The organism is Ruegeria sp. CDSA021 (assembly GCF_059612325.1).
In genome coordinates this window covers 42,385-63,331 of the sequence record NZ_JBXWQJ010000017.1, presented here as the reverse complement: position 1 = coordinate 63,331, position 20,947 = coordinate 42,385, and the positions used below count along the sequence as shown (strand labels likewise).

General features: G+C 57.3%; 23 protein-coding genes and 3 pseudogenes. 10 read left to right on the top strand and 16 right to left on the bottom strand.

Features of this window, described 5'->3' with window-relative positions; all coding sequences use genetic code 11:
* Window positions 1-107: 107 nt before the first annotated feature.
* A complete protein-coding gene (locus AC2FLD_RS18995) occupies window positions 108-707 on the bottom strand; it encodes a L,D-transpeptidase (RefSeq protein WP_050605575.1) in 600 nt (199 codons plus the stop codon).
* 169 nt (window positions 708-876) lie between these two features.
* Here AC2FLD_RS18995 and dalA point away from each other — a divergent pair, with 169 nt between their 5' ends.
* Window positions 877-1,392, top strand: a complete 516-nt coding sequence (gene dalA / locus AC2FLD_RS18990; protein WP_496672413.1) for a divisome-associated lipoprotein DalA — start codon at window positions 877-879, stop codon at window positions 1,390-1,392.
* 57 nt (window positions 1,393-1,449) lie between these two features.
* On the opposite strand, the gene AC2FLD_RS18985 is transcribed toward dalA, so the two are convergent.
* From AC2FLD_RS18985 to AC2FLD_RS18955, 7 genes are all read right to left on the bottom strand, one after another.
* Entirely contained in the window at window positions 1,450-1,914 is a 465-nt protein-coding gene (locus AC2FLD_RS18985) for a PTS sugar transporter subunit IIA (protein ID WP_050605576.1), read from the bottom strand.
* Window positions 1,915-1,972: 58 nt separating this feature from the next.
* The gene (gene hpf, locus AC2FLD_RS18980; protein WP_050605577.1) at window positions 1,973-2,536 is read right to left on the bottom strand and encodes a ribosome hibernation-promoting factor, HPF/YfiA family; all 564 of its coding nucleotides are present in this window, start codon (window positions 2,534-2,536) and stop codon (window positions 1,973-1,975) included.
* 252 nt (window positions 2,537-2,788) lie between these two features.
* A complete protein-coding gene (gene lptB / locus AC2FLD_RS18975; RefSeq protein WP_496672410.1) occupies window positions 2,789-3,547 on the bottom strand; it encodes an LPS export ABC transporter ATP-binding protein in 759 nt (252 codons plus the stop codon).
* Window positions 3,547-4,032, bottom strand: a complete 486-nt coding sequence (locus AC2FLD_RS18970) for an LptA/OstA family protein (RefSeq protein ID WP_496672407.1) — start codon at window positions 4,030-4,032, stop codon at window positions 3,547-3,549. Before AC2FLD_RS18970 ends, lptB begins: the two co-directional genes overlap by 1 nt.
* Before the next feature lie 3 nt (window positions 4,033-4,035).
* Complete coding sequence (lptC, locus tag AC2FLD_RS18965) at window positions 4,036-4,635, bottom strand: LPS export ABC transporter periplasmic protein LptC (protein ID WP_050605580.1); 600 nt, start codon at window positions 4,633-4,635, stop codon at window positions 4,036-4,038.
* Between the two features lie 11 nt (window positions 4,636-4,646).
* Entirely contained in the window at window positions 4,647-5,615 is a 969-nt protein-coding gene (locus tag AC2FLD_RS18960; protein WP_496672404.1) for a KpsF/GutQ family sugar-phosphate isomerase, read from the bottom strand.
* Window positions 5,612-6,226: a ribonuclease D gene (locus tag AC2FLD_RS18955; RefSeq protein ID WP_050605582.1), complete on the bottom strand. Its 615-nt coding sequence runs from the start codon at window positions 6,224-6,226 to the stop codon at window positions 5,612-5,614. Before AC2FLD_RS18955 ends, AC2FLD_RS18960 begins: the two co-directional genes overlap by 4 nt.
* Before the next feature lie 133 nt (window positions 6,227-6,359).
* Between AC2FLD_RS18955 and AC2FLD_RS18950 the strand changes: the two genes are divergently transcribed.
* From AC2FLD_RS18950 to AC2FLD_RS18915, 8 genes and pseudogenes are all read left to right on the top strand, one after another.
* Window positions 6,360-6,617: a metal-sensing transcriptional repressor gene (locus AC2FLD_RS18950; RefSeq protein ID WP_496672402.1), complete on the top strand. Its 258-nt coding sequence runs from the start codon at window positions 6,360-6,362 to the stop codon at window positions 6,615-6,617.
* Window positions 6,618-6,620: 3 nt separating this feature from the next.
* Window positions 6,621-7,940: an MFS transporter gene (locus AC2FLD_RS18945; protein WP_496672401.1), complete on the top strand. Its 1,320-nt coding sequence runs from the start codon at window positions 6,621-6,623 to the stop codon at window positions 7,938-7,940.
* Window positions 7,941-7,992: 52 nt separating this feature from the next.
* Window positions 7,993-8,421, top strand: a complete 429-nt coding sequence (locus AC2FLD_RS18940; protein ID WP_496672399.1) for an Lrp/AsnC family transcriptional regulator — start codon at window positions 7,993-7,995, stop codon at window positions 8,419-8,421.
* 73 nt (window positions 8,422-8,494) lie between these two features.
* A complete protein-coding gene (locus AC2FLD_RS18935; RefSeq protein ID WP_496672398.1) occupies window positions 8,495-9,193 on the top strand; it encodes a transglycosylase SLT domain-containing protein in 699 nt (232 codons plus the stop codon).
* A 9-nt stretch (window positions 9,194-9,202) separates the two neighbouring features.
* Window positions 9,203-9,742 (top strand): annotated as a pseudogene (locus AC2FLD_RS18930) (FHIPEP family type III secretion protein); the annotation flags it as partial.
* A pseudogene (gene fliI, locus AC2FLD_RS18925) lies at window positions 9,739-10,152 on the top strand (flagellum-specific ATP synthase FliI); the annotation flags it as partial. The pseudogenes AC2FLD_RS18930 and fliI, both read left to right, overlap by 4 nt.
* 135 nt (window positions 10,153-10,287) lie before the next feature.
* Window positions 10,288-10,560, top strand: a complete 273-nt coding sequence (locus tag AC2FLD_RS18920) for a flagellin (RefSeq protein ID WP_496672477.1) — start codon at window positions 10,288-10,290, stop codon at window positions 10,558-10,560.
* Window positions 10,557-11,651, top strand: a pseudogene (locus AC2FLD_RS18915) (flagellar basal body P-ring protein FlgI). The gene AC2FLD_RS18920 and the pseudogene AC2FLD_RS18915 overlap by 4 nt, the downstream one beginning before the upstream one ends.
* A 48-nt stretch (window positions 11,652-11,699) precedes the next feature.
* Here the strand turns inward: AC2FLD_RS18915 and AC2FLD_RS18910 are convergent.
* From AC2FLD_RS18910 to AC2FLD_RS18875, 8 genes are read right to left on the bottom strand one after another with little or no spacing between them, the layout of a single operon-like run.
* Complete coding sequence (locus AC2FLD_RS18910; RefSeq protein ID WP_050605587.1) at window positions 11,700-12,344, bottom strand: DUF1523 family protein; 645 nt, start codon at window positions 12,342-12,344, stop codon at window positions 11,700-11,702.
* A 10-nt stretch (window positions 12,345-12,354) separates the two neighbouring features.
* On the bottom strand, window positions 12,355-12,621 hold the full coding sequence (locus tag AC2FLD_RS18905) for a hypothetical protein (protein ID WP_050605588.1): 267 nt from the start codon (window positions 12,619-12,621) through the stop codon (window positions 12,355-12,357).
* 1 nt (window position 12,622) lies between these two features.
* On the bottom strand, window positions 12,623-13,960 hold the full coding sequence (locus AC2FLD_RS18900) for a DUF6638 family protein (protein WP_496672397.1): 1,338 nt from the start codon (window positions 13,958-13,960) through the stop codon (window positions 12,623-12,625).
* Window positions 13,957-14,751, bottom strand: coding sequence for a hypothetical protein (locus tag AC2FLD_RS18895; protein WP_496672395.1), 795 nt, complete (start codon window positions 14,749-14,751; stop codon window positions 13,957-13,959). The genes AC2FLD_RS18900 and AC2FLD_RS18895 overlap by 4 nt, the downstream gene beginning before the upstream one ends.
* The gene (locus AC2FLD_RS18890; protein WP_496672393.1) at window positions 14,748-16,679 is read right to left on the bottom strand and encodes an AAA family ATPase; all 1,932 of its coding nucleotides are present in this window, start codon (window positions 16,677-16,679) and stop codon (window positions 14,748-14,750) included. The genes AC2FLD_RS18895 and AC2FLD_RS18890 overlap by 4 nt, the downstream gene beginning before the upstream one ends.
* A 57-nt stretch (window positions 16,680-16,736) precedes the next feature.
* The gene (locus AC2FLD_RS18885) at window positions 16,737-17,855 is read right to left on the bottom strand and encodes a hypothetical protein (RefSeq protein WP_496672392.1); all 1,119 of its coding nucleotides are present in this window, start codon (window positions 17,853-17,855) and stop codon (window positions 16,737-16,739) included.
* The gene (locus AC2FLD_RS18880; RefSeq protein ID WP_496672390.1) at window positions 17,848-18,123 is read right to left on the bottom strand and encodes a hypothetical protein; all 276 of its coding nucleotides are present in this window, start codon (window positions 18,121-18,123) and stop codon (window positions 17,848-17,850) included. Before AC2FLD_RS18880 ends, AC2FLD_RS18885 begins: the two co-directional genes overlap by 8 nt.
* Window positions 18,124-18,132: 9 nt before the next feature.
* Entirely contained in the window at window positions 18,133-19,212 is a 1,080-nt protein-coding gene (locus AC2FLD_RS18875; protein WP_496672388.1) for a hypothetical protein, read from the bottom strand.
* 237 nt (window positions 19,213-19,449) lie between these two features.
* Between AC2FLD_RS18875 and AC2FLD_RS18870 the strand changes: the two genes are divergently transcribed.
* Window positions 19,450-20,925 (top strand): NAD-dependent succinate-semialdehyde dehydrogenase, encoded by a 1,476-nt coding sequence (locus AC2FLD_RS18870; RefSeq protein WP_496672385.1) that lies wholly within the window; start codon window positions 19,450-19,452, stop codon window positions 20,923-20,925.
* The last annotated feature ends 22 nt before the right edge of the window (window positions 20,926-20,947 follow it).

The following is a 20,947-nucleotide window of genomic DNA, read 5'->3' as shown; positions in this document are numbered from 1 at the left end:
CCGGAACCGCACATCTAAGACTTACCTCGTGGTTTTTTCTAATCAGCATTGGCGCGGGAATGCAATTGCAACTTGAGCGTTAAGCGGGTTCGCGCAGGAAAATGTCGTCATATTAGCAACACTTGCGTGCCGACCTTCGTCATAGAAAAGAGCTCGGCGATATCGTCATTGAAGAGCCCGATACAGCCATTTGATGAGCGTCGCCCGATTTTGCGTGTATCGTGTGTGCCGTGAATGCGATAATACTTCCAACCCAGATATAAAGCATGTGTTCCCAGCGGGTTATCCGGACCCGGTGGAATATGGTCGGGCCATTCCGGGTTTCTTTTCTTCATCGACGGTGTCGGCGACCAGCTGGGACCTTCAACTTTGCGGATCACGCTTGTGCGTCCGCGGCGGGTCATTTCTTCGGTCAAAGGCACCGAGGATGGGTAGAGTTTGTATATTGCTTGATCATCTGACCAATAATGCAGCGCGCGTGACACGGTGTCGACCAGAATGGCGCCGTTTCTGGTGTTTGAAAAATACGGCTGCCAGTCCAAAGCCCGGAACCCGGACACGTTGCGACGCACAGACGGCTCGGGTTCGGGCGCGGGGCGCAGCGGATCACCGGGAGTGTATTGCGCCAACGCCGGTGACGCCATCGATGCGGTGGCCCCGGCCAGGAACCCCCGGCGTGTGGGCGACAGAAAACGCTTTTTGACCATGACAATGGGTCCTGTGTTCTAGAGAGCTTTGAAATCTGACCTATTCTATTGCGAGAATGCTTCAGTCGCAAACCAAACCGGCAGAATCACGCAAGTATAGACGATTGTACGTTTGCTCAGCGCCGTCAGGCACGCTATGCCGGGTGACAACACAATTATCAGGTCGATCATGACGCGTATCGTTTCTTTACTGTTGATTTGCTTTGTCGCGCTTGCGGCATGTACTGACACCCGCACGACAGCCCTTGGCGCAGATGGCCGCCCCCTGCCGTCGGTCTACAAAATCCGGGGCAACCCGGAAAAGCTGCAATTCCGAATGCTTGATTCGGTCAATGCGCTGCGTCAGGCTCAGGGCCTCCAGTCTGTGCAACTGAACTCTCAGCTGAACGCTGCCGCGGCTACTCATTCTAAAGATATGGCCCGGCAGAACCGTCCCTGGCACTTTGGATCAGATGGGTCATCCCCGATCGATCGGGCCGCACGGGTGGGTTACTTCGGCACATTCCTGGGCGAGACCATTTCTGAAACCTACGAGACCGAGACCGAAACCCTGGCCGCCTGGATGCAAGAACCCGGACCGCGGGCGGTCATCTTGGATCCAAAGGCAACTCAGATGGGATTCGCCTGGCATCAGGAAGGCGGCGGGAAAATCTGGTGGACGCTGGAAATGGGAACAGGCGGCTGATCCCGATCACGGTTTACACAAAAAAGCCCCCGGATTTCGGGGGCTTTTTTTATTCCATCATGCAGCTTGCACGGATTGGGCTTCGGTCAGGATCGCATAAAGTTTGACCGGGTCGGGATTTGCCCGAAGCTTGGTACAGACCGAGGTATCCCGCAACGTACGCGACACCAGAGCCAGCGCTTTTAGGTGATCCACACCCGCCTCTTCCGGCGCAAACAACGCAAAGGCAATGTCCACGGGCTGGCGATCAACCGATCCGAAATCGATAGGTTTTTCCAGCATGACGAATACACCCGAAACCGACTCGAGTTCGGACAGGCGCGCGTGCGGCAGCGCCACACCATGCCCAACGCCTGTTGGTCCTAGGCTTTCGCGCTCCAGCAGGGAATCGACCACGGCCTGGGCATCAAGGCCCCGGGTTGCGGCGGCCACGTCGCCGATTTCCTGAAACAACCGCTTCTTGCTGGAAGCAGCAGAAAGTACGCGCACTGCCTCGGGCTTCAGTATGCTCGAAAGCTCCATGATCACGCTCCATGGTACGGCACCCGCCTATGCGGGTGCGGTCCCGTTTTCTTGCCTGTTATGGATCAATCCAGCCGATGTTACCGTCATCACGACGGTAAACAACGTTCAATCCATCCTTGTTCTCGTTCCGGAACACCAGTACCGGAGCACCGGCAAGTTCCATTTGCATCACGGCTTCCCCAACGCTCAGCGATGGAATCTTCGTCTCCATCTCAGCCACAATCATGGGCTGCAGCGATTCGGGCTCATCCGCCGTATCCGATTCGTCAGAAGCGAGGATATAAGAGGACGCACCAAAGAGTTCAACCGGCTCTGCCCGGTCCTTGTGGTGGTCCTTCAGGCGGCGCTTATAGCGGCGCAGTTGGGTTTCCATCTTATCGCAGCATGCCTCAAACGCTGCGTAGATCTCGGTCGCGTGCGCCTTGGCCTGTGCCGTAAGGCCCGTGGACAGGTGCACAGTTGTTTCGCATACATATTCATGCGCTGAACGGGAAAAGACGACGTTGGCATCTGTTGGCCGCTGAGCATACTTGCCCACAACCTCGCCCAGCTCGGTCTGCACATGTGTCTGCAGGGCCGCGCCGATGTCGATCTGTTTTCCGCTGATTTGGTAACGCATGTGATCTCCTTCACAATTCACACCCATTCTGACGTCGCAGGCCGCGACGAACTTGTTTTTATCGGGTGGGGGGTCGCGACATTTTCTGCGGTTGCCTCAATTCCTGCCCTTCAATGAAGGGACATCGAGATCCAGACTGGAACCGAGTAAATGCCATGGACCAATTGAGGCAAGAGACGAAGGAAGAGTCAATCAAAACAGGCGTGTATATACGCGATTTCCGCCATGCACCCGACGCAAACCGGCGCAAACCTATGAAATACGGAAGTTTTCGCCCAAATATACCCGACGCACGTTCTCGTTTTCGACAACCTCATCGGGTGTGCCGGACATCAGAACCTGACCGTCATGCAGGATATAAGCGCGATCCACAATTTCCAGCGTTTCCCGGACGTTGTGATCCGTGATCAGCACACCGATTCCTCGTTTTTTGAGGTCGGCCACCAGATGCCGGATGTCCCCGACACTGATCGGGTCGACGCCTGCAAAGGGTTCGTCCAGCAACAGGTATTTCGGATCTGCAGCCAAACAGCGCGCGATCTCGACACGGCGGCGTTCACCGCCCGAAAGCGCCAAGGCCGGGGCACGGCGCAGATGCTCGATGGAGAAATCCGACAAGAGTTCCTCCAACCGCTCTTTGCGCCTATGGGCATGTGCGACCGTGATATCCAGAACAGCGGCGATGTTGTCTTCGACGCTCATACCGCGGAAAATCGACATTTCCTGCGGCAGATACCCAATCCCCATTCGAGCGCGCCGATACATCGGCAAAGTCGTGACGTTTTGCCCGTCGATTGTCACCTTGCCCGCCTCGGGGAACACAAGGCCGGCCACGGAATAGAAAGTTGTGGTTTTACCTGACCCGTTCGGCCCCAACAGCGCCACGACCTCGGACCGGTCCAATGTCATCGACACGTCGCGAATGACCGTTTTCTTCCGGTAGGATTTACGCAGCTTCTCGATGCGAAGACCTGAACTGCCTTCGGCCAAAGTCAGGCTGGGGCGCGCCATCAGTTGTTGCCCTGCTGCAGGATCGTTTTGACACGCCCGGTCATCGTCGCAGTGCCCGTCGTCAGGTTTGCGTTCATCTGATCGCCGCTGATGATACTGGGCCCCTGCGTCAGAAGGACATTGCCCTTCATCACGATCTCGCCGGAATCGATTGTGTATTCCGCCCAATCACCTTCAGCCGCATCCGGCGGGCTGACCAGAACCACGTTTTCGGTCGCTTCCATCCGTTCGATGGCCGAGCGTTCCTGATTGTAAATCACCAGCACCCGTTCAGCCGTCAGTCGCATTTCGCCCTGCACGACAATGACATTTCCGAGGAATTCGGCAGACCCGTCGTCCTGATTGACGTTCAGCGTTTCCGAAGTCACTTCGACCGGAAGGCTGGGATCGGCATTCGCAGAGCCAAAGGCCACCTGCGCCTCCTGAGCCGTCGCGGCACCCGCGATCAAAGCGAGGCACAAGGGAACAAAACGAAAATCGAACACACGTTATCTTTCTGCTTTTTCAGGCTCGTATACCAGCTTCACACCGTCTGTAAAAACAATATGGACCGGACCATCCTTTTTTTCAGTCCCAAACGTCATGCGACCGGCGGAAAAGTCACCGATAGGCCCGGTTCCATTCACCTGCCCCGGAGTGTCGCCCCGGATTTCGTCCAGGGACGTGTTGAGCAGATCCGTTGTAACCTGAAGCCCGTCAGCAGTGGTGATCACCACGTCGCCGACAAAAGTTGCCGTGCCTTCGTCAGGACGGATCAAACCGGAGTTTGAATCCAGCGTGATCGTTCCACCGCTCAGCAGACCGAACCGGCCCCGGAATTCGGACGCCGTCGGGGTCGTGTCCTCGCTGCCCTGGGCGGCTTGAATAGCCTCGATATGCACATTTTCACCCTTGCGGGTCGTCCCCTGATAATTGGGCTGCGTTACCACCTGCTGCGCCAACCGTTCATCAATGTCTTTTTCCGCAAATGGCACGGACACGTTTGTTTCGATACTGCGGGACAGCAGGAAAACAGTGGACAGCATCACGATAGCCGCAAGCGGCAACAGCACCTTCAGGAACTGCACCATGCGGGAATATCTGTCCACGTCGCCCTCCCTCAACCCAGACCGACGCGCAGGCAGTCGTGAATGTGCAGCAAGCCCAGCGCTCGCCCGGTGCCTTCGGGCTCGACCACGAACAACGACGTGATCTTGCGATCATTCATGATGGCGACGGCCTCTTGAGCCAACGCACCGGGGGCAATGGTTGTCGGGTTCGAGGTCATCACCTGTGCGGCTGACTTGCCCATAAGACCGTCCAGATGCCGCCGCAGGTCGCCGTCAGTGATGATCCCGGCCAACGCGCCCGAGGCGTCGGCAACACCGGCCACACCAAAGCCTTTCTGGCTGATGACGATCAGCGTATCCCCCATGGGCGTATCGGCTGCCACCAGAGGTAATGCCGCGCCGGAATGCATGAGGTCCTGCACTGTACTCAACAGCGCACCCAGTTTGCCACCGGGATGGAAGGCGCGGAAGTCCTCGGGGCGGAAGTCGCGATATTTCATCAGCGCAATCGCCAGCGCATCGCCCATCGCCAGAGTCAGCGTGGTCGAGATCGACGGTACCATGCCAAAGCCACATGCCTCACCCATCGACGGGATCAGCAGATGCACATCCGCCTGTTTCATTAGCGTGCTCTCGGGCTTGCTGGACAGGCCAATCAGCGGGATGCCAAAGCGGCGCGTAAAAGCCAGCAGGTTGGCCAGTTCCGGTGCCTCGCCCGAGTTTGAGATCGCCAAGACCACGTCGCCCTTGGACACCATACCCAGGTCGCCATGGCTGGCTTCGGCCGGATGTACGAAATACGCAGGCGTCCCAGTACTCGCCAGCGTAGCCGCAATCTTGTGACCGATATGGCCGGACTTGCCGATCCCGCTGACGATGATGCGACCCGTTGCTTGCAGGATCAGTTGCACGGCCTCGGCAAAGTGTTCATCCAGGCTATCGGCCAGCACGTCCAGCGCACGGGCTTCGTCTGTGATGACCTGACGGGCGGTTCTCAGAAAGGCTTCGGTATCGGTCATGAGTGCGCAAAGATATCCGTTTCGGGCCAACCGGCGAGGTCCAGCTTCGCACGCATCGGCAGGAAGTCAAAACAAGCCTGCGCCATCTCAGTCCGATCCTCGCGGGCCAGCCGCTTGTTCAGTTCGTCCCGCAGGCGGTGCAGGTACAGAACGTCCGAAGCCGCATAGTCCAGCTGAGCCTCCGTCAGGGCTTCAGCACCCCAATCGCTCATCTGCTGCTGTTTCGAGATATCGACGCCAATCAGTTCCTGACACAGGTTTTTCAAGCCATGACGATCGGTGTAGGTGCGCACCAACCGGCTGGTGATTTTGGTGCAATAGACTGGCGCAGCCAGCGCACCGAACGTGTGGTACATCGCGGCGATGTCAAAACGTCCAAAATGGAACAACTTAAGGACGTCAGGGTTTTCCAGCATGGCACACAGGTTGGGTGCCTCGGTCTGACCCTTTTCCACCTGAACGATGTGGCTGTCGCCGTCGCCGCCCGACATCTGGATCAAGCACAGACGGTCGCGATGTGGGTTCAGCCCCATGGTTTCACAGTCAATGGCCACGACGGGGCCCAGATTCAGCCCGTCCGGCAGGTCGTTTTTGTACAAATGGTTCGCCACGCGACTATTCCTTTGTGCGATATCGCCCCCGAGATAGGTGGTTTAGTCCCTAAACTCAACGCTGTCCGAAAGTCGCGGGCAAATCAGCGCCGGGCACTTGACCGTATCCCCATGGGGGGGATAAGGATAGGCTATGTCAAATCAACTCCACGAGTCACATCCACAAATCACAGCCCGGCTGAAACGTGCCCATGGGCATCTGGCCAAGGTCATTGCCATGCTGGAGGGACAGGCCCCCTGTTCGGACGTTGCCCAACAGCTGTTTGCTGTTGAAAAAGCCGTCACGAATGCCAAACGCGCTCTGATTCACGATCACATCGACCATTGCCTGTCCGCCGACGGTGATGGCAGCGGAATTGAAGATTTCAAAGCGATTACAAAGTATCTCTGAGCCATGCTGAGCATTCTGAAAAACCGAACCTACCGCCACCTGTTCGCCGCCCAGATCGTCGCCCTGACCGGAACCGGGCTGGCCACGGTTGCGCTGGGGCTGCTTGCCTTTGATCTGGCCGGGGATGCCGCGGGTCTGGTTCTGGGCACAGCACTGACGATCAAGATGGTGGCTTACGTCACCGTTGCCCCGCTCGCTGCCGCTTTTGCCGAGCGGCTGGACCGCCGAAAAATGCTGATCGTGCTGGACATGATCCGCGCTGTGGTGGCCCTGTGCCTGCCTTTCGTGACCGAAGTCTGGCAGGTTTACGTGCTGATCTTCGTGCTGCAATCGGCCTCGGCCGGGTTCACACCCGCGTTTCAGGCAACAATCCCAGATGTATTACCTGATGAGGGCGAATACACGCGCGCTTTGTCACTTTCACGTCTGGCTTACGACATGGAAAGCCTGTTGAGCCCGATGTTCGCCGCCGCATTGTTGCTGCTGGTCAGCTTCAACAACCTGTTTATGGGCACGGCACTGGGATTCGTTGCTTCTGCACTTTTGGTGGTTTCGGTCGTACTACCTTCACCCAAGCCAAGCAAACCCCGTGGCATATATGACCGCACCACCCGTGGTATCCGCATCTATCTGAAAACACCCCGGCTGCGCGGGTTGCTTGCGCTCAACTGGAGTGCGGCCGCGCTGAGCGCAATGGTGATCGTCAACACAGTGGTTATCGTGCGCGCGAATCTGGGCCTGTCGGAAAGCGCCGTGGCCATTGCCTTGGCCGGGTTCGGAGGTGGATCGATGCTGGCGGCGTTTACCTTACCCCGCCTTCTGGATCGGATCGAAGACCGTCGGGTTATGGTCGCAGGGGCCGTTTTTGCCACCGGTTCCATGGCCTTAGCCGCAATATTGACCACAACCGTTCCTCTGTCGCTGGGCCTTCTGACCGTGTTTTGGGCGTTTACCGGTTTCGGGTACTCCACCACGCTCACACCCTCGGGACGTCTTTTGACCCGATCAGCCCATCCCGAAGACCGCCCTGCCGTTTTCGCCGCGCAGTTTACCCTGTCGCATGGGTGCTGGCTGGTGCTTTACCCACTTGCAGGGTGGCTGATGACGGTGTTTGGACCGACTGTCGCGCTCAGCAGCATGGCGACATTGTCCGTGGTGGGTGTGATTGGCGCGATCAGCTTGTGGCCACGTGTCGATCAGGACCCCGTCGTCCACGAACATCCCGATCTGCCACCCAATCACCCGCACCTGGCCGGATCGGGCATCCACGCTCATCCGATCATCATCGACGATCTGCACCCGCGCATCCCGAGTGAGCCTTGAGCAAGGGCTTCAATCTGATCTAAACCCGGACTTGCCACAAACCGGAGCCCCAATGGACCAGCTTGACCGTCGTATCATCGCCGCCCTGCAAGCCAACGCGCGCGCCTCGACCACTCAGATCGCAGCCGCGCTGGGTGTGGCCCGCACAACGGTACATGAACGGATCAACCGAATGGAGCAGCGCGGCGTCATCACGGGTTACACCGTGCGCCTTGGGTCAACGGAAGATACAACCAAAGTGCAGGTGATCGTCATGCTCGAAGTGCAGCAGAAAGAAACGACCCGGATCATCAAGCGGCTTGAGGCCTACCCCGAGGTCAAACTGTGCCTGTCTATCAACGGTGAATTCGACCTGATGCTTTCGGCCGAAGCACCCCGGCTGGAAGATCTGGATGTTCTGGTCGACGAACTGGCCAAGATCCCCGGTGTCTTGCGTACAAATACCAGTATTGTTTTCGGGCGCAAAATCGACCGAAACTGAAGCGGCGATAACGGTCTGTAAACCGATCAATGGCTAGCTTAGCCGGGACAGTTCAGAATCCCGGACCGGCAGAATGCCAAATCAAAAGATCCCGCTCTTTCTCGTGTTCCTGCTTGTGACGTTGGCTCAGGCAGTGTTTGCCGCGCCCAATGCCCGCATAGGAGATTTGTGCGATCAGGCTGCGCGACGTGCAGCTTTGTCCCAAGGGGTACCCCTGGACGTTCTGCGCGCCATTTCGCGCGTTGAGACGGGCCGCACACTAAAGGGTCAATTTCTGCCCTGGCCCTGGACCATCAATGTCGAAGGTCAGGGATACTGGTTCAAGTCCGAAGATGCGGCCAAGGCCTACGTGTTCAAAATCTTCAAAGCGGGGACGCGCAGCTTTGATGTGGGCTGCTTTCAGATCAACTATCGCTGGCATGGCAAGGCATTCCGCTCGATCGACGCGATGTTCGATCCGGATGAAAACGCAACCTACGCCGCCCAATTCCTGAAAGACCTGCATGCCGAGCTTGGCTCGTGGCCTGCCGCCGCCGGGGCTTATCATTCCCGCACCACGTCCTTGGCCGAAGCTTACAAAGGGCGGTTTCAAACGGTACTGGCACAGCTTGAAGACTCCGCCCAGCCCCGGCTTGCGGCCATGCCCCGCGATCCCTTCACCCGGGCCGGAACCCCTTTGATCCCAATACAGACGAACTCGCCCCACACCGGCGCATTGGGGTCTTTGGTACCAACCGCGGGCGCTGCAACCGCGTTCATCGCCTTCAATTAGGAGCTTTAGGTGCCCCAGATCGACATCCGGTCCCTGTTTTCGCCAACTGTCCTGCTGGCTCTGGCGCTGATGACAGTCATCGTCATGATGATCCTGCCCATGCCCGCCTGGGTGTTGGACGTGGGTCTGGCCACCTCCTTTGCTCTGGCCATCTTGATTTTCACACTAACCCTGTTCATCGAACGCCCACTGGATTTCTCGTCCTTCCCGACGATCCTGCTGGCATCTCTTATGTTGCGGCTGTCGCTGAACGTGTCCTCGACAAAACTGATCATCGGACAAGGGCATACCGGCCCAAACGCAGCAGGCGATGTCATTGAAGGGTTCGTCAATTTCGTCATGGGCGGCAGTATTTTTCTGGGCCTTGTGGTGTTTGGTGTTCTGTTGATTGTGAACTTCATGGTCATCACCAAAGGCGCGGCCCGGATGGCTGAGGTCGGCGCGCGTTTCGCGCTGGACGGGATGCCGGGCAAACAGCTTGCCATCCACAGCGACATGTCCGCCGGGGCCATCGACCACCAGCAAGCCAAGGAACGACGTGAAAGCGAAAACCCTTGGGAGAGCGAATGGCCACGGGGTTGTCCATTCTCAATACGATGCTGCCGATTGTGCGCGGTCAAAGGGTCGGGTTGTTTGCCGGATCGGGCGTTGGCAAGTCCACGTTGCTGTCAACGTTGGCGCGCTCCATGCAGGCCGATGTGGTTGTTGTCGCTCTGGTTGGTGAAAGGGGGCGCGAAGTAAATGAGTTTGTCGCCCATGCCATCGGCCCTGAGGCCATGAAACGGACCATCGTAGTGGCCGCTACCTCTGATCAGTCAGCATCGGCGCGCAGACGTTGCGCATGGTCGGCCATGTCGACAGCGGAATACCTGCGCGATCAGGGGCTGAACGTTCTGTTTCTGGTCGATTCTGTGACGCGGTTTGCAGAAGCACATCGGGAGATTGCCGTCTCTGCGGGGGTATCGGAAAACGAAAGCGTCACTTTGCCGATCACTGCAACGGACACGGCTTTCAAGGCTGCTCTCAGGGATGTTGCAGTGGCCGCACTGGCAACAGACAGCGCATTGGCACTTTCCCCCGATCAACGCACCGCCATGTTCACGCAACTGGGTGTCGACTTGGCCAACGCGCAGGACGCCACTGTCCAACTTCGGGCCGAAGTCGGCACAGCCGAGGCCCGCATAGAAGAAGCCGCGACACGTAATTCGGCTGCGCGCACCAGCCTTGAATTCAGCCGAAACGAACTGATCGCCGCTGATCCTTATGAAACAGCGGCCAAGCTTCATACAGTGCAGTTCCAATTGGAAAGCCTGTATTCCGTAACCGTTCGCAACGCGAACCTTTCACTCGTGAACTTTCTGAGATGAGGGCGCTGATACTTCTCTTGGTCTTCCTTCCCAGCATGGCTTGGGCAGGAGCAATCCGCCTTAAGGACCTCGTGGATTTTGACGGTGTACGAGGCAACGATCTGGTAGGTTAGGGCCTAGTCGTGGGTTTGAATGGAACGGGTGACGGTTTGCGTAATGCGCCCTTCACCGAAGAAATCATGTCCAACATTCTGGAGCGCCTGGGTGTCAACGTGAACGGCGAAGATTTTCGACCAAAAAACGTGGCCGCGGTTTTGGTCACTGCCAGCCTCCCGCCTTTTGCAAGAGTGGGCGGTCAGATCGATGTGACAGTCTCGGCCATCGGCGATTCCAGCAGCCTATTGGGGGGAACGCTGATCATGACCCCTCTGAACGCAGCCGACGGTCAAATCTATGCAGTTGCGCAAGGCACAATCCTGGCAGGTGGCGTTTCTGCCGAGGGCGCAGCCGCTTCGGTGGTGCGAGGCGTGCCGACGTCGGGCGTCATCCCCTCTGGTGCACGAGTCGAGCGTGAAATTGACTTTGACCTGTCGACCCTGACCCAAATGCGTCTCGCGCTGAGAGAACCCGATTTCACCACAGCTGCACGGATCGAAACCGCAATCAACACCGAGTTCAACAGGGCAGTGGCCATCATGCGGGATTCGGGAACGGTTGAGCTTAACGTCGCCGCAACACAGGCGGTTTCAACGGCCCATGCCATAGGGCGCATTGAAAACATAATGGTCGAACCTGAATCAAAAGCGCGTGTGGTCGTCGATCAGCGGTCCGGCACAATTGTCATGGGTCAAGAGGTTCGAATTTCGCGTGTGGCAGTCTCTCAGGGCAATCTGACTTTGACAGTGCAAGAGGCACCGATTGCCGTGCAACCCAACCCGTTTGCCAGGGGTGAAACAGTGGTTGTGCCCCGCACCATCGCTGGAATCGAAGAGGAAGAAGGCACCGGTCTTGCCGAAATCCCCGAGGCCACAACACTGTCCGAAGTGGTTGCAGGTTTGAATGCGCTGGGCGTGTCGCCTCAGGACATGATCGACATTTTGAAAACCATAAAGGCAGCGGGCGCGTTGCACGCAGAGTTCATAGTCAGGTGACAAGCAGTTCAAGCTATAAGGGCGTGCTGATTGCACGCCCCCTGCACTTTATTTCGACTTCCAGCTGTCCAGCCAGCGCCTAAACCTGTTGCGGCGTTCTTCAATTGCGTCGCCCGCCGCATACAATCCGTCTTCCACGTTTTCGATCATCGGATCGATCCGAGCTTGCCGGAACCTGCGCCAACGCACCCATATCGCCCAGACCACCGCTGCGAATATCGTCAGGAAGATGATGTTGAACCAAGGGATAACTCGCGCATCTGGCCCATCCACATGTTTGATGAAGATGGCGTTTGGAAAAATCGACAGAAACTCGTTGCGCCAGCCGTAATGGGTGACGACCACCCATTTCGGATTCTCCTTGGTCGACTTGGCATCATTGGCTTCGGTATACAGGTTCGCAGTATCGAATTTGAAATAGGGCGGCCAGCCCCAGCCGGTATCCTCGTTTCGATAAACGATAGGCTTACCGTTGTCGCGAACGGCCTGAATGAACTGCACGTCCCGGTTGGCCAGGCTTGCGGATTGGTCCTGAGACTCGGACCAGAAAATCCGAGTCCAGTCGTTCAAGTCCTGCCGTTCTTCATACGTGTTGACGATGCGGACAATGTCATGCTGCGGCAATGAGTATTGCAGGACCGCTGCAATCGTGCCCCAGAAAATGATAATGAACGCCCATTTCACATAGGCCATGCCTTAATCCTCACATGTAATTCACAATGTAGATCAGCGCGCCAATCGCCACCCACGGCACAATATAGACACCCAGGATCAGTTTGCGCCGGAACGAATTGTCATACACATGCAATCCGCGTTCGACAAAGGCTTCCTTGTTGCCCGTTTTGCCCTTTTCGTCCCACCAGTCCTCCAGTTTGCGCCGCCGAATGCCGCGCGAGTAGAAGGAAAGCGCCGCATAGGCAATCGTCTGGATCACCAGCATGATTAGCAACAGGCGCAACAATCCGAACATATCAGCCTTTCCTCACCGAACCCCATGGACCGACCCGAGCGATTAGGTCATCGCTGACCCGGTCATCGCCGCTCATATCCGGCTCATGCCCGAACAGCGCGGCGCGGGCTCCTTGCTTGTCCACCTGATATTCGCGTGCAAGGAAGTCGGCAACATAAGCCTTCTTGCTTTCGGGCCAGCCAGAATATGTGCGATAGAATAGCTCTTTATGGCAGATAAACATCTGGCGCGGGTCTAGCGGGGCCAATTCAGACAACAACATGTTCACCAGATCGCGGTTCGGCGTATCGGCGGCGCGTAATGTATAGAAATAGGCTGGATGGTCCGAGGTGATACGCGGCCACGGCCCCCCGTCGCTCGCCCAGCGCAACAGTTGCGCGAGCCCATGATAGGCTTCGGGCAGGCGATCCGAGTGATTGCGCGCCAAGCGCCGCATGTCACTGCGATCCAACCCTGTCAGATCGACATCTGCATCCGCAGCCGCGTCAACAGTCAGGAAATCCATCTTCTGCTGCAGGATCGCTGCAGCATCCACGCCGCGCGCTTTGACGATGGGTTCGACCAGATCGTTATAGCCCAGAAACTTGGCAATCTGGTTCCGCTGTAACGGGTCAAAGGTGTATTTGATCGGCAAGTCGTCAGGCTTGTCGCCCATACAGATCGCCGCCGGGTGATCCATGTCCGGGAACAGATAGAGCCCGCCGAAATGCGCCGTCCAGAAATTGCGCTGCTCAAAATCCGTATGTCGCAGGCGGACCGGGTTGCGGGTGACGTCGCCGGTTTCCTTGGCCGTCTCGATCATCCTGGCGATCAGCACGTCGTCGAACCACGCGTCCTCTTCGGTTTTGAACCGTTCGACCATACCCGCCAGTTGCTGTGCCTTGCGCAGGGTGCCGCCTGCGGTGTCGGCCTCGATCTCGATCTTGCGCAGGTTCAGCAGGTCGCGTGGCGTGCTGAGTTTGATGACCGAGTTCACCAGCTCTCCGGCCACCGCATCGGTGGCGGTCAGGGCGAACAGCTGTGCCTCGTTCATCTCGATGAATTCACGCAGGATATCGCGTGAGGTTGAGAATTTGACGTTCAGCAGAGGCGCGCGTTTCTGCTCGGTCGTCAGCAGGATGAACTGCCGGTTGATCCCGTTGGGGTTGAGGTAGAGCTCATCCTCCAGCTCAATCCCCACCTCGGGCGAATAGCCCGAGATATCGACATGGAAATCCGTCAGCGCTGTGGTCTTGCCCACCAGATGCTGCAACGCGCGGTTATACCGCTCGACTAAGGCCGGGCTGGAGATGTGGACGAGATTGCCGAACATCAGGCCTTTTTTGATGAGGCGGATCATACTTCCTTCCCCAAGTCTCGTGATGCGAACAGTGGAACGCGAAAATCGCTAAAGTCCCCAACCTTTTCTGCTTCAATCCAGAACACGCTCTTTTTTTTAGATTTACCAGATAGTTCCGGTGCAACCAATTGTGTAAAAACCTGCAAATGGCAGGTTCTCACCCAGCTGTTTGCCTTCAAGTTCCAATTGAACAGTTCGCCAATAAGTTTATCCCGGGCTGCTGCACTAGCTGGGGAAGCACCGTGTCGGTTCAACCGGCCAGCAAACATTACCTCCTCCCCGAAAGGATAAAACGAATTTCCCGCTTGCTTGTTTACGAACATGCTGGCGAAGCCCTCGTTATTGACGTGGTTCAGGTTCTTTTTTGCTGCATTGAACGAATAGTGACCCGCAGCCTCGTTTCTTACATCTCTCGCAAGTGAAAAAGTCTCATCCAATCGCAGTTCGTCGTTGAACTTATGCAGGCAGTCTTTGGCAACCCGTCTAACCTCGCTTCCAGCAGAATCCTTTCCGCTAGCCAATTTCTTGATGCATTCATGAAATTCGAACAGTTTTAAAGTCCATATCCTCAAGATGCAGCATTGCTGAATAAAAGCAGCAATATTAATTGGTTCGTCTTTTTTGGAAGTTTGGAAAGTTGATAGGACTACTCGCGCGATGACATTCAACTCTGTAATTGCAAAGCTACTAACTGCAAAGAAAGCCAAACTATCTTTCGGAACATGACTTAGAACCTCCACATTTAGAGGCAATTCCTCAAAGTGTACCGCAGAGTAGTTTCCGCCCGTCACCCCTTCCCCTCCAGATACCGCCGCTTGGCCTCTTCCATCCGGCCCATCTCTCGGACGGCGTTTTCGATGGCGACCTCGTCGCTCTTGTCGGCATAGCGGAACTCGCTGTCGGCATAGCGGTTGATCTCTTGCATCACCATTTCCACCGTGATCGGCTGGCGCAGCTCCTCGATCATGGCCTTCTTGGTGTCGTAGTCGCGGAACAGGAACAGGTCGGGGTTTTCCATCCACTCGTCGGGCAGTTCGAAATCCATCGCGCGGACCTTAACCGCGTCGGTGATGTTCTTGATCGCGCGGCCGGTAAAGCGCTCATCCGCCTGCTGGATTGCCTTGAGGTAGCTGCCCATCTTGGCAATCGTATCCAACTGACCGATATCGCCGGACACCCGGTCATAGACCTGCAGCAGAGCGTCCTCATGCGGGCGGGAATGGCTTTCGAAACTGGCGGCGACGGCCTTTTTGATCTCCTGCGCGGCATAGGCTTCGTGCTCGCCCAGCGGGATATCGTGGTTGTGGCCCATCAGCAGGTGCAGGATGTCGATGTAGTCCTCGCGCGTCTGCGGCCCGTCCACCAGGAACCGTGCACCCGCCCGCTGGCGCAGGGCGTCGTCCACATTCTCGGGGTAGTTCGAGAACATGCCAAAGGTGCAGTTGCCGCGCACGACGGTGTTGGCGCCTGCAAAGCTCTCCATCAGCACGGCGGTGATTTCCAGTTGCCCGGCTGACGACTGGCGGTCGCCACGCTTGCCTGCCAGCTGGTCGATATCGTCGATGGTGCCAAAGCCGATGACCGAGGGGTCGATGATCGTATTGATAAAGGCCTTGGCGTTCTGACCGGATTTGCCCTGATAGCTGTCGATATTGTCGGTACTCAGGTTCTGATAGCGGAACGGATAGCCCGCGTTCTGGCAATAGTCGTTGATCAGCCCGGCCATCATCTGGATCAGGGTGGTCTTGCCGGTGCCCGGTTTGCCGTCCCCCATGAAGGTAAAGATGAACCCGCCGAGTTCCGCAAACGGGTTCAGGCGGCGGTCGAAGTCATAAGCCATCACCATCTTGGCCAGCTTCATCGCCTGATACTTGGCAATATGGTTGCCGACCACCTCGTTCGGTTTCTTGAACGTCATGGTCAGGGTGGTGGATTTGGCTTTGGAGGCCGGTTCGAACCCCCGGATCGTCAGATCATCCGCCTCGATATGCCAGGCGGCGTTCTGGAACGGGGCCAGATGCCCTGCAGATTGGGCTCGCAGTGTGGCCTTGTCCATCAGCTGTTCAGCATAGGCACTGGTGGCCGCGATCAGGTGCGCGTCGTCGGGCGCGTGTTTGGCCAGCGTCTGGTCCAGCTCCCACAAAGCGCCGTGCAGGGCGAGTTGGCCATTGTCGGTCAGAACCTCTTCGATTTCGCCAGCATCAACAGTGGTTTCGCCCAGATGCGAAGACATCAGATAGGCCAGCGCATTGCCGAATGTGTGCGATGTGATCAAAGCCTCCGCCATCAGAAGTTCCGAGAATTCGGTCTTGCGGGTGGCGGGTAGATCCCCGGCGAGATTGGCGCGCTTCAGATCGGCCAGCGGCGTCTGTTCCGCATAAGCCTCGGCCACGGCCAAGGAGATGGCAATCGCGCGCCGAATGGCCTGCTGCGTGGTGGCCTGCGGTGGCGAAACCAGCGCATCGCCATCATCCGAAGCCTCGATCCGTTCGACCAGATGCACCCCATCGGCGCGTACGGTTCGACGTGTCACCAGACCCGGCGTTGTCGACCGAAACCGTCGCCCGGTTGATACGCCCGGAGAGCGTTCAACGGTGGCTTCAACAGCCTTGGCAATCCGTGGCGCATGCTCGAACCCGTTCAGCAGGGCAGTCGCTGCCGGATAATGCTTGCGAATATCGTCTTCGCGCAATTCCATCTGATCTGACGTCAAACTCATTTCATAAACCGCTCTTGCTTCATCTTTTTAAAAATACTCCCGCCGGAGGCGTGAAACTCAATATCTCAACACTTGCCCGGCCTTGCTGACGACGAACTTGCGCACATCAGCAAACCCCGGCGGGTTGCGTTCGGCCAGCACCTGGAACGGACGTTGCGGCAGGATGATCGACCGCTGGGTGCGAGTGGCCCCGGTCTCGGCCCCCTGCCCGCCGAACGGGTCCAGTGCGAAAACCTCGCGCTCGACGGTGGAAAACCACCCTGCGCGTTCTTCAAGCACCTCTTCGCTTTGCAGTTCTTCGGTCGTCCAGGCCAGCGCCCAATCCTGACCTTGCGGAGATTGCGCGTCCTCCAACACCTGCCGCAAAGGGCCAGATTGCTCAGTAAAAGCCGAAGAATACATCGGCCCCACATGAATGCGGCGCATATGTTTGGGGTGCAGGTCGTCGAAATCCTGATCGAAGCCCTTGGCAATCGTCACCAGTTTCAACCCGCCCAGGGACTGCGCCATCAGATGCGCCTGTACCTCGGGCCAGCGGCGCTGATCTTTGGGCAGTGCGGTTTTGCCGCTGTCCTCCAGCTGCATCAGGTAGATCACCGGTAGGTTGATCTGACTGTCATAGACCGCCCAGTGGATCATAAACTGCCGCCGCTCGCCCTCATTCCCGATCCAGTGGCATTCGGGATCATTGCGGGCCCAGAACAGCTGCCCCTTCAGCAATTCCTCGTAATAGAGCCTCTGGGACAGCGCGAATTGCAGTTTGGTCGGGATCTCCTGATCACCAATGATGGTTCGCACCATGTCGGTCTTCAGGTCATCTTCCGAGGGTATATTCGCTAGGTGAACCTGCGCCTGCTGCGCATCATTGGCCATGGTTAGCAGCTCGGCCGCCACCGGAAACCCACTGTCGCGCTTGTCCATGGCGAGGCTGCCAAAAAACCGCCCTGTATCGCGCCCGACCAGCAGGTATTTCATGCTCAGCGCGCGGAAAGTGTAGAGCAGCCCCGAAAGGTAGCGCGACACGATCCGCACCTCTTGTTTCGAGATCGCGCCCTCAGCCTCCATCGTTGCGGCCACGCGCAGGAGATGGACGGTGATCACCTCGAATTTGCGGAAATAGCGGCGCGAGGCAAAGGTATCGGTCAGGCCGACATGGTCTTGGGTGGGGTTAGTCATTATCCACGCGCTCTTTTCTTTGTCGGCGACCGAACAACTTCTCATCAAGCTGTTCAAGCTTGATGAGACCGTTGGCGAACAGAACGCAGAGGCAGAATGTCACCAAAAGAACACCCGCTATCAGCACAAGTTTAATCACCAAATGGTCTGGCATCCAATTAGCTGTCAGAAGAAGCAAAGTTAGGAACCCGCCAAAGACAACAAAGAGAATCCCTATCCTGAACCTGTCGCGTATTCCTTTTGGCTTGCCTTTGGAACGGAAAGTCACTGAAGCGCCTCACCCCCCATACAAATTCTTATCATGCTTCTCGACAATCGAGGCGAACCGACGGGCAAAGCGCTCATCTGCCTTGGCCTTCTTCTCCAGCACGTCGCGGGCAAAGACCATGTGGTCCTCATGCGCCTCGAGCATGTCGGCCATCTTCTGGTTGGTCGCGGTGCCGATGGCAGCCATCGCGGTTTGTGCCTCCTGGTCCGTCTGAACGCCGATCTCGTTGATGCGGTGGGCCACGTCCTGCTGCTGCGCGGTTTTCAGCGATTTGGTCAGGGCGTCATACAGCACCACGCGCTGTTGCGTGTCTGTCTGCAGCTTGTTGATCAGCACCATCTGCGTCGCCGCCTGGTTCTGCAGTGAATCGACCCAGGTCTTGCCCTTTTCGATATAGCGCTCCAGCGTCTGCGATTTGGCCAGCTTGACCTGCTCTTCCTGAACCTTGGCGTTGTATTGCTTGTTCAGCTCGGCCAGTTCGGTCTCCAGCTGGGTGCGTGCGGCGGCGTCCTGTTCGACGGAGATCTTGTTTTCCAGCGTTATGATCGTCGGGTCCATGCCCTGAATCTCGGCGCGCAATGCCTCCAATTCGGCCACGGTCGCTTCGCGATCATCTAGCGTGACGGTTAAGTTATCTTCAACCTTCACCCGCTGTTCTTCTAGCACCGACAGTTGCCCTTGCAGCAATTGCACGATCACGTCGGATTTGGCGATCAGGTCCTGTAGCTTGTCGTCGATATTGGCAGTGCGCATCCGCTCTTGCCGCATGGATTCCGATTTCCCGCGTGAGAAGATGCCGACGAACGATTCCCAGCCGGTTTTCGAGCGCATCTCGTCGAAATCCTTGGAAAACGCGTTGGTGACATCATCCAGACCCATGATCAGCTCGGCAATGTTGGCGTTCATCACCTCGGTATGGGCGTGCACATCCTCAAGCGTGGCATTTTCGATGTCGATGTCTGCCTCGGCGGTGCCGATCTTGGCGCGGGCGGCCTCAATTCGCGAAGTCAGCCCTTCGATCTGCGACTGGCTTTCGCGCACCTTGGTTTGCGTTTCTTTGATCAGCGCCTCAAATTGCTGGTTCGACATCGGCTCTATCCCTTTTTTCTTCTATTACCCAATAAGATAGGGAATGTTACGACAATTTACATCCCTTCGGGCTCGAAAATCACCCGAACTTTCGCAAACTCGATGCAAAAAAGATAGATCGGATCAGCACCTGTTTTTGATCAAATCTGGATTGATCCCGTGCCTATAGTGGACATAGACAAGGACAATCCCACCTGATTGAGTACGCCCAACCCCATTCCTGCCGGAGATTGACCCATGCTGGACACCACAACCGACCTGAAATCGCTGCTGAAAGACCCTGCGTTGTTGGCGACCAAAGCCTATATCGGCGGCCAATGGGTCGATGGCGAAAATGGCGGTTTCCCCGTCACAAACCCAGCGCGCGGCGATGTTCTGACCGAAGTGGCAGACCTCAGCCGGGCCCAGGTCGCCGGAGCCATCGCGCAAGCTGAGGCCGCGCAAAAGGAATGGGCAAAGCTGACCGGCAAGGAACGTGCCGTGATCCTGCGGCGCTGGTTCGATCTGATGATGGAAAACGCCGAGGATCTGGGCAAGATTCTGACGGCCGAGCAGGGCAAGCCGCTGGCCGAAGCGATTGGCGAAATCGGCTATGGCGCATCGTTTATCGAGTTCTTCGGCGAAGAAGCAAAACGCGTTTACGGTGAAACCATTCCCGGCCATCAACGCGACAAACGGATCATGGTGCTGAAACAGCCGATCGGCGTGGCGGCCTCGATCACCCCGTGGAACTTCCCAACTGCGATGATCACTCGCAAAGCAGCCCCTGCACTGGCCGCCGGGTGCGCGTTTGTGGCCCGCCCGTCCGAAGAAACCCCATTGTCCGCACTTGCGCTGGCTGTACTCGCCGACCGTGCGGGCATTCCTGCGGGGGTATTCAACGTTGTACCCTCACTGAACGCCAGTGAGATCGGCAAAGAATTCTGCGAAAATCCCGGAGTGCGAAAGCTGACCTTCACCGGCTCGACTCAGGTGGGCCGCATCCTTCTGCGGCAGGCGGCGGATCAGGTGATGAAATGCTCGATGGAGCTGGGCGGCAATGCTCCGTTCATCGTGTTCGACGACGCCGATCTGGATGCCGCTGTCGAAGGCGCGATGATGTGCAAGTTCCGCAACAACGGGCAGACCTGCGTCTGCGCAAACCGTATCTACGTTCAGGCTGGTGTGTATGACGCCTTCGCAGCAAAGCTGAAAACCGCGACCGAGGCGCTGTCGGTTGGCGATGGCCTTTCAGACGGCACCACGACCGGCCCGTTGATCAACGACAAGGCGGTTGTCAAGGTTCAGGACCACATTGCGGATGCGACCGCAAAGGGTGGTCAAGTCCTGACCGGTGGCTTGCCACACGATCTGGGCGGCACTTTCTTCCAGCCGACCATCGTCACCGGCGTCACGCAGGATATGAAAGTCGCGCAGGAAGAAACCTTTGGCCCGCTGGCCCCGCTGTTCAAATTCGAGGATGTGGATGATGTGATCGCCATGGCCAACGATACAATCTTTGGCCTGGCCGCCTATTTTTATGCCAAGGACCTGAGCCGCGTCTACAAAGTGGCCGAGGCGTTGGAATATGGCATCGTGGGTGTGAACACCGGCATCATCTCGACCGAGCTTGGCCCGTTCGGCGGTGTCAAGCAATCCGGCCTGGGCCGCGAAGGCAGCCACCACGGCATGGAAGACTATCTGGAAATGAAATACGTCTGCCTGTCGGTTTAATCTGACAAGACCCCGGTGCATC

What these genes read in the sequence shown, in the direction of transcription:
- AC2FLD_RS18995 (WP_050605575.1), bottom strand. Translation starts at nt 707, where the DNA reads ATGGTCAAAAAGCGTTTTCTGTCGCCCACACGCCGGGGGTTCCTGGCC.
- dalA (WP_496672413.1), top strand. Translation starts at nt 877, where the DNA reads ATGACGCGTATCGTTTCTTTACTGTTGATTTGCTTTGTCGCGCTTGCG.
- AC2FLD_RS18985 (WP_050605576.1), bottom strand. Translation starts at nt 1,914, where the DNA reads ATGGAGCTTTCGAGCATACTGAAGCCCGAGGCAGTGCGCGTACTTTCT.
- hpf (WP_050605577.1), bottom strand. Translation starts at nt 2,536, where the DNA reads ATGCGTTACCAAATCAGCGGAAAACAGATCGACATCGGCGCGGCCCTG.
- lptB (WP_496672410.1), bottom strand. Translation starts at nt 3,547, where the DNA reads ATGGCGCGCCCCAGCCTGACTTTGGCCGAAGGCAGTTCAGGTCTTCGC.
- AC2FLD_RS18960 (WP_496672404.1), bottom strand. Translation starts at nt 5,615, where the DNA reads ATGACCGATACCGAAGCCTTTCTGAGAACCGCCCGTCAGGTCATCACA.
- AC2FLD_RS18950 (WP_496672402.1), top strand. Translation starts at nt 6,360, where the DNA reads ATGTCAAATCAACTCCACGAGTCACATCCACAAATCACAGCCCGGCTG.
- AC2FLD_RS18945 (WP_496672401.1), top strand. Translation starts at nt 6,621, where the DNA reads ATGCTGAGCATTCTGAAAAACCGAACCTACCGCCACCTGTTCGCCGCC.
- AC2FLD_RS18940 (WP_496672399.1), top strand. Translation starts at nt 7,993, where the DNA reads ATGGACCAGCTTGACCGTCGTATCATCGCCGCCCTGCAAGCCAACGCG.
- AC2FLD_RS18935 (WP_496672398.1), top strand. Translation starts at nt 8,495, where the DNA reads ATGCCAAATCAAAAGATCCCGCTCTTTCTCGTGTTCCTGCTTGTGACG.
- AC2FLD_RS18920 (WP_496672477.1), top strand. Translation starts at nt 10,288, where the DNA reads ATGTTCACGCAACTGGGTGTCGACTTGGCCAACGCGCAGGACGCCACT.
- AC2FLD_RS18910 (WP_050605587.1), bottom strand. Translation starts at nt 12,344, where the DNA reads ATGGCCTATGTGAAATGGGCGTTCATTATCATTTTCTGGGGCACGATT.
- AC2FLD_RS18905 (WP_050605588.1), bottom strand. Translation starts at nt 12,621, where the DNA reads ATGTTCGGATTGTTGCGCCTGTTGCTAATCATGCTGGTGATCCAGACG.
- AC2FLD_RS18900 (WP_496672397.1), bottom strand. Translation starts at nt 13,960, where the DNA reads ATGATCCGCCTCATCAAAAAAGGCCTGATGTTCGGCAATCTCGTCCAC.
- AC2FLD_RS18890 (WP_496672393.1), bottom strand. Translation starts at nt 16,679, where the DNA reads ATGAGTTTGACGTCAGATCAGATGGAATTGCGCGAAGACGATATTCGC.
- AC2FLD_RS18885 (WP_496672392.1), bottom strand. Translation starts at nt 17,855, where the DNA reads ATGACTAACCCCACCCAAGACCATGTCGGCCTGACCGATACCTTTGCC.
- AC2FLD_RS18875 (WP_496672388.1), bottom strand. Translation starts at nt 19,212, where the DNA reads ATGTCGAACCAGCAATTTGAGGCGCTGATCAAAGAAACGCAAACCAAG.
- AC2FLD_RS18870 (WP_496672385.1), top strand. Translation starts at nt 19,450, where the DNA reads ATGCTGGACACCACAACCGACCTGAAATCGCTGCTGAAAGACCCTGCG.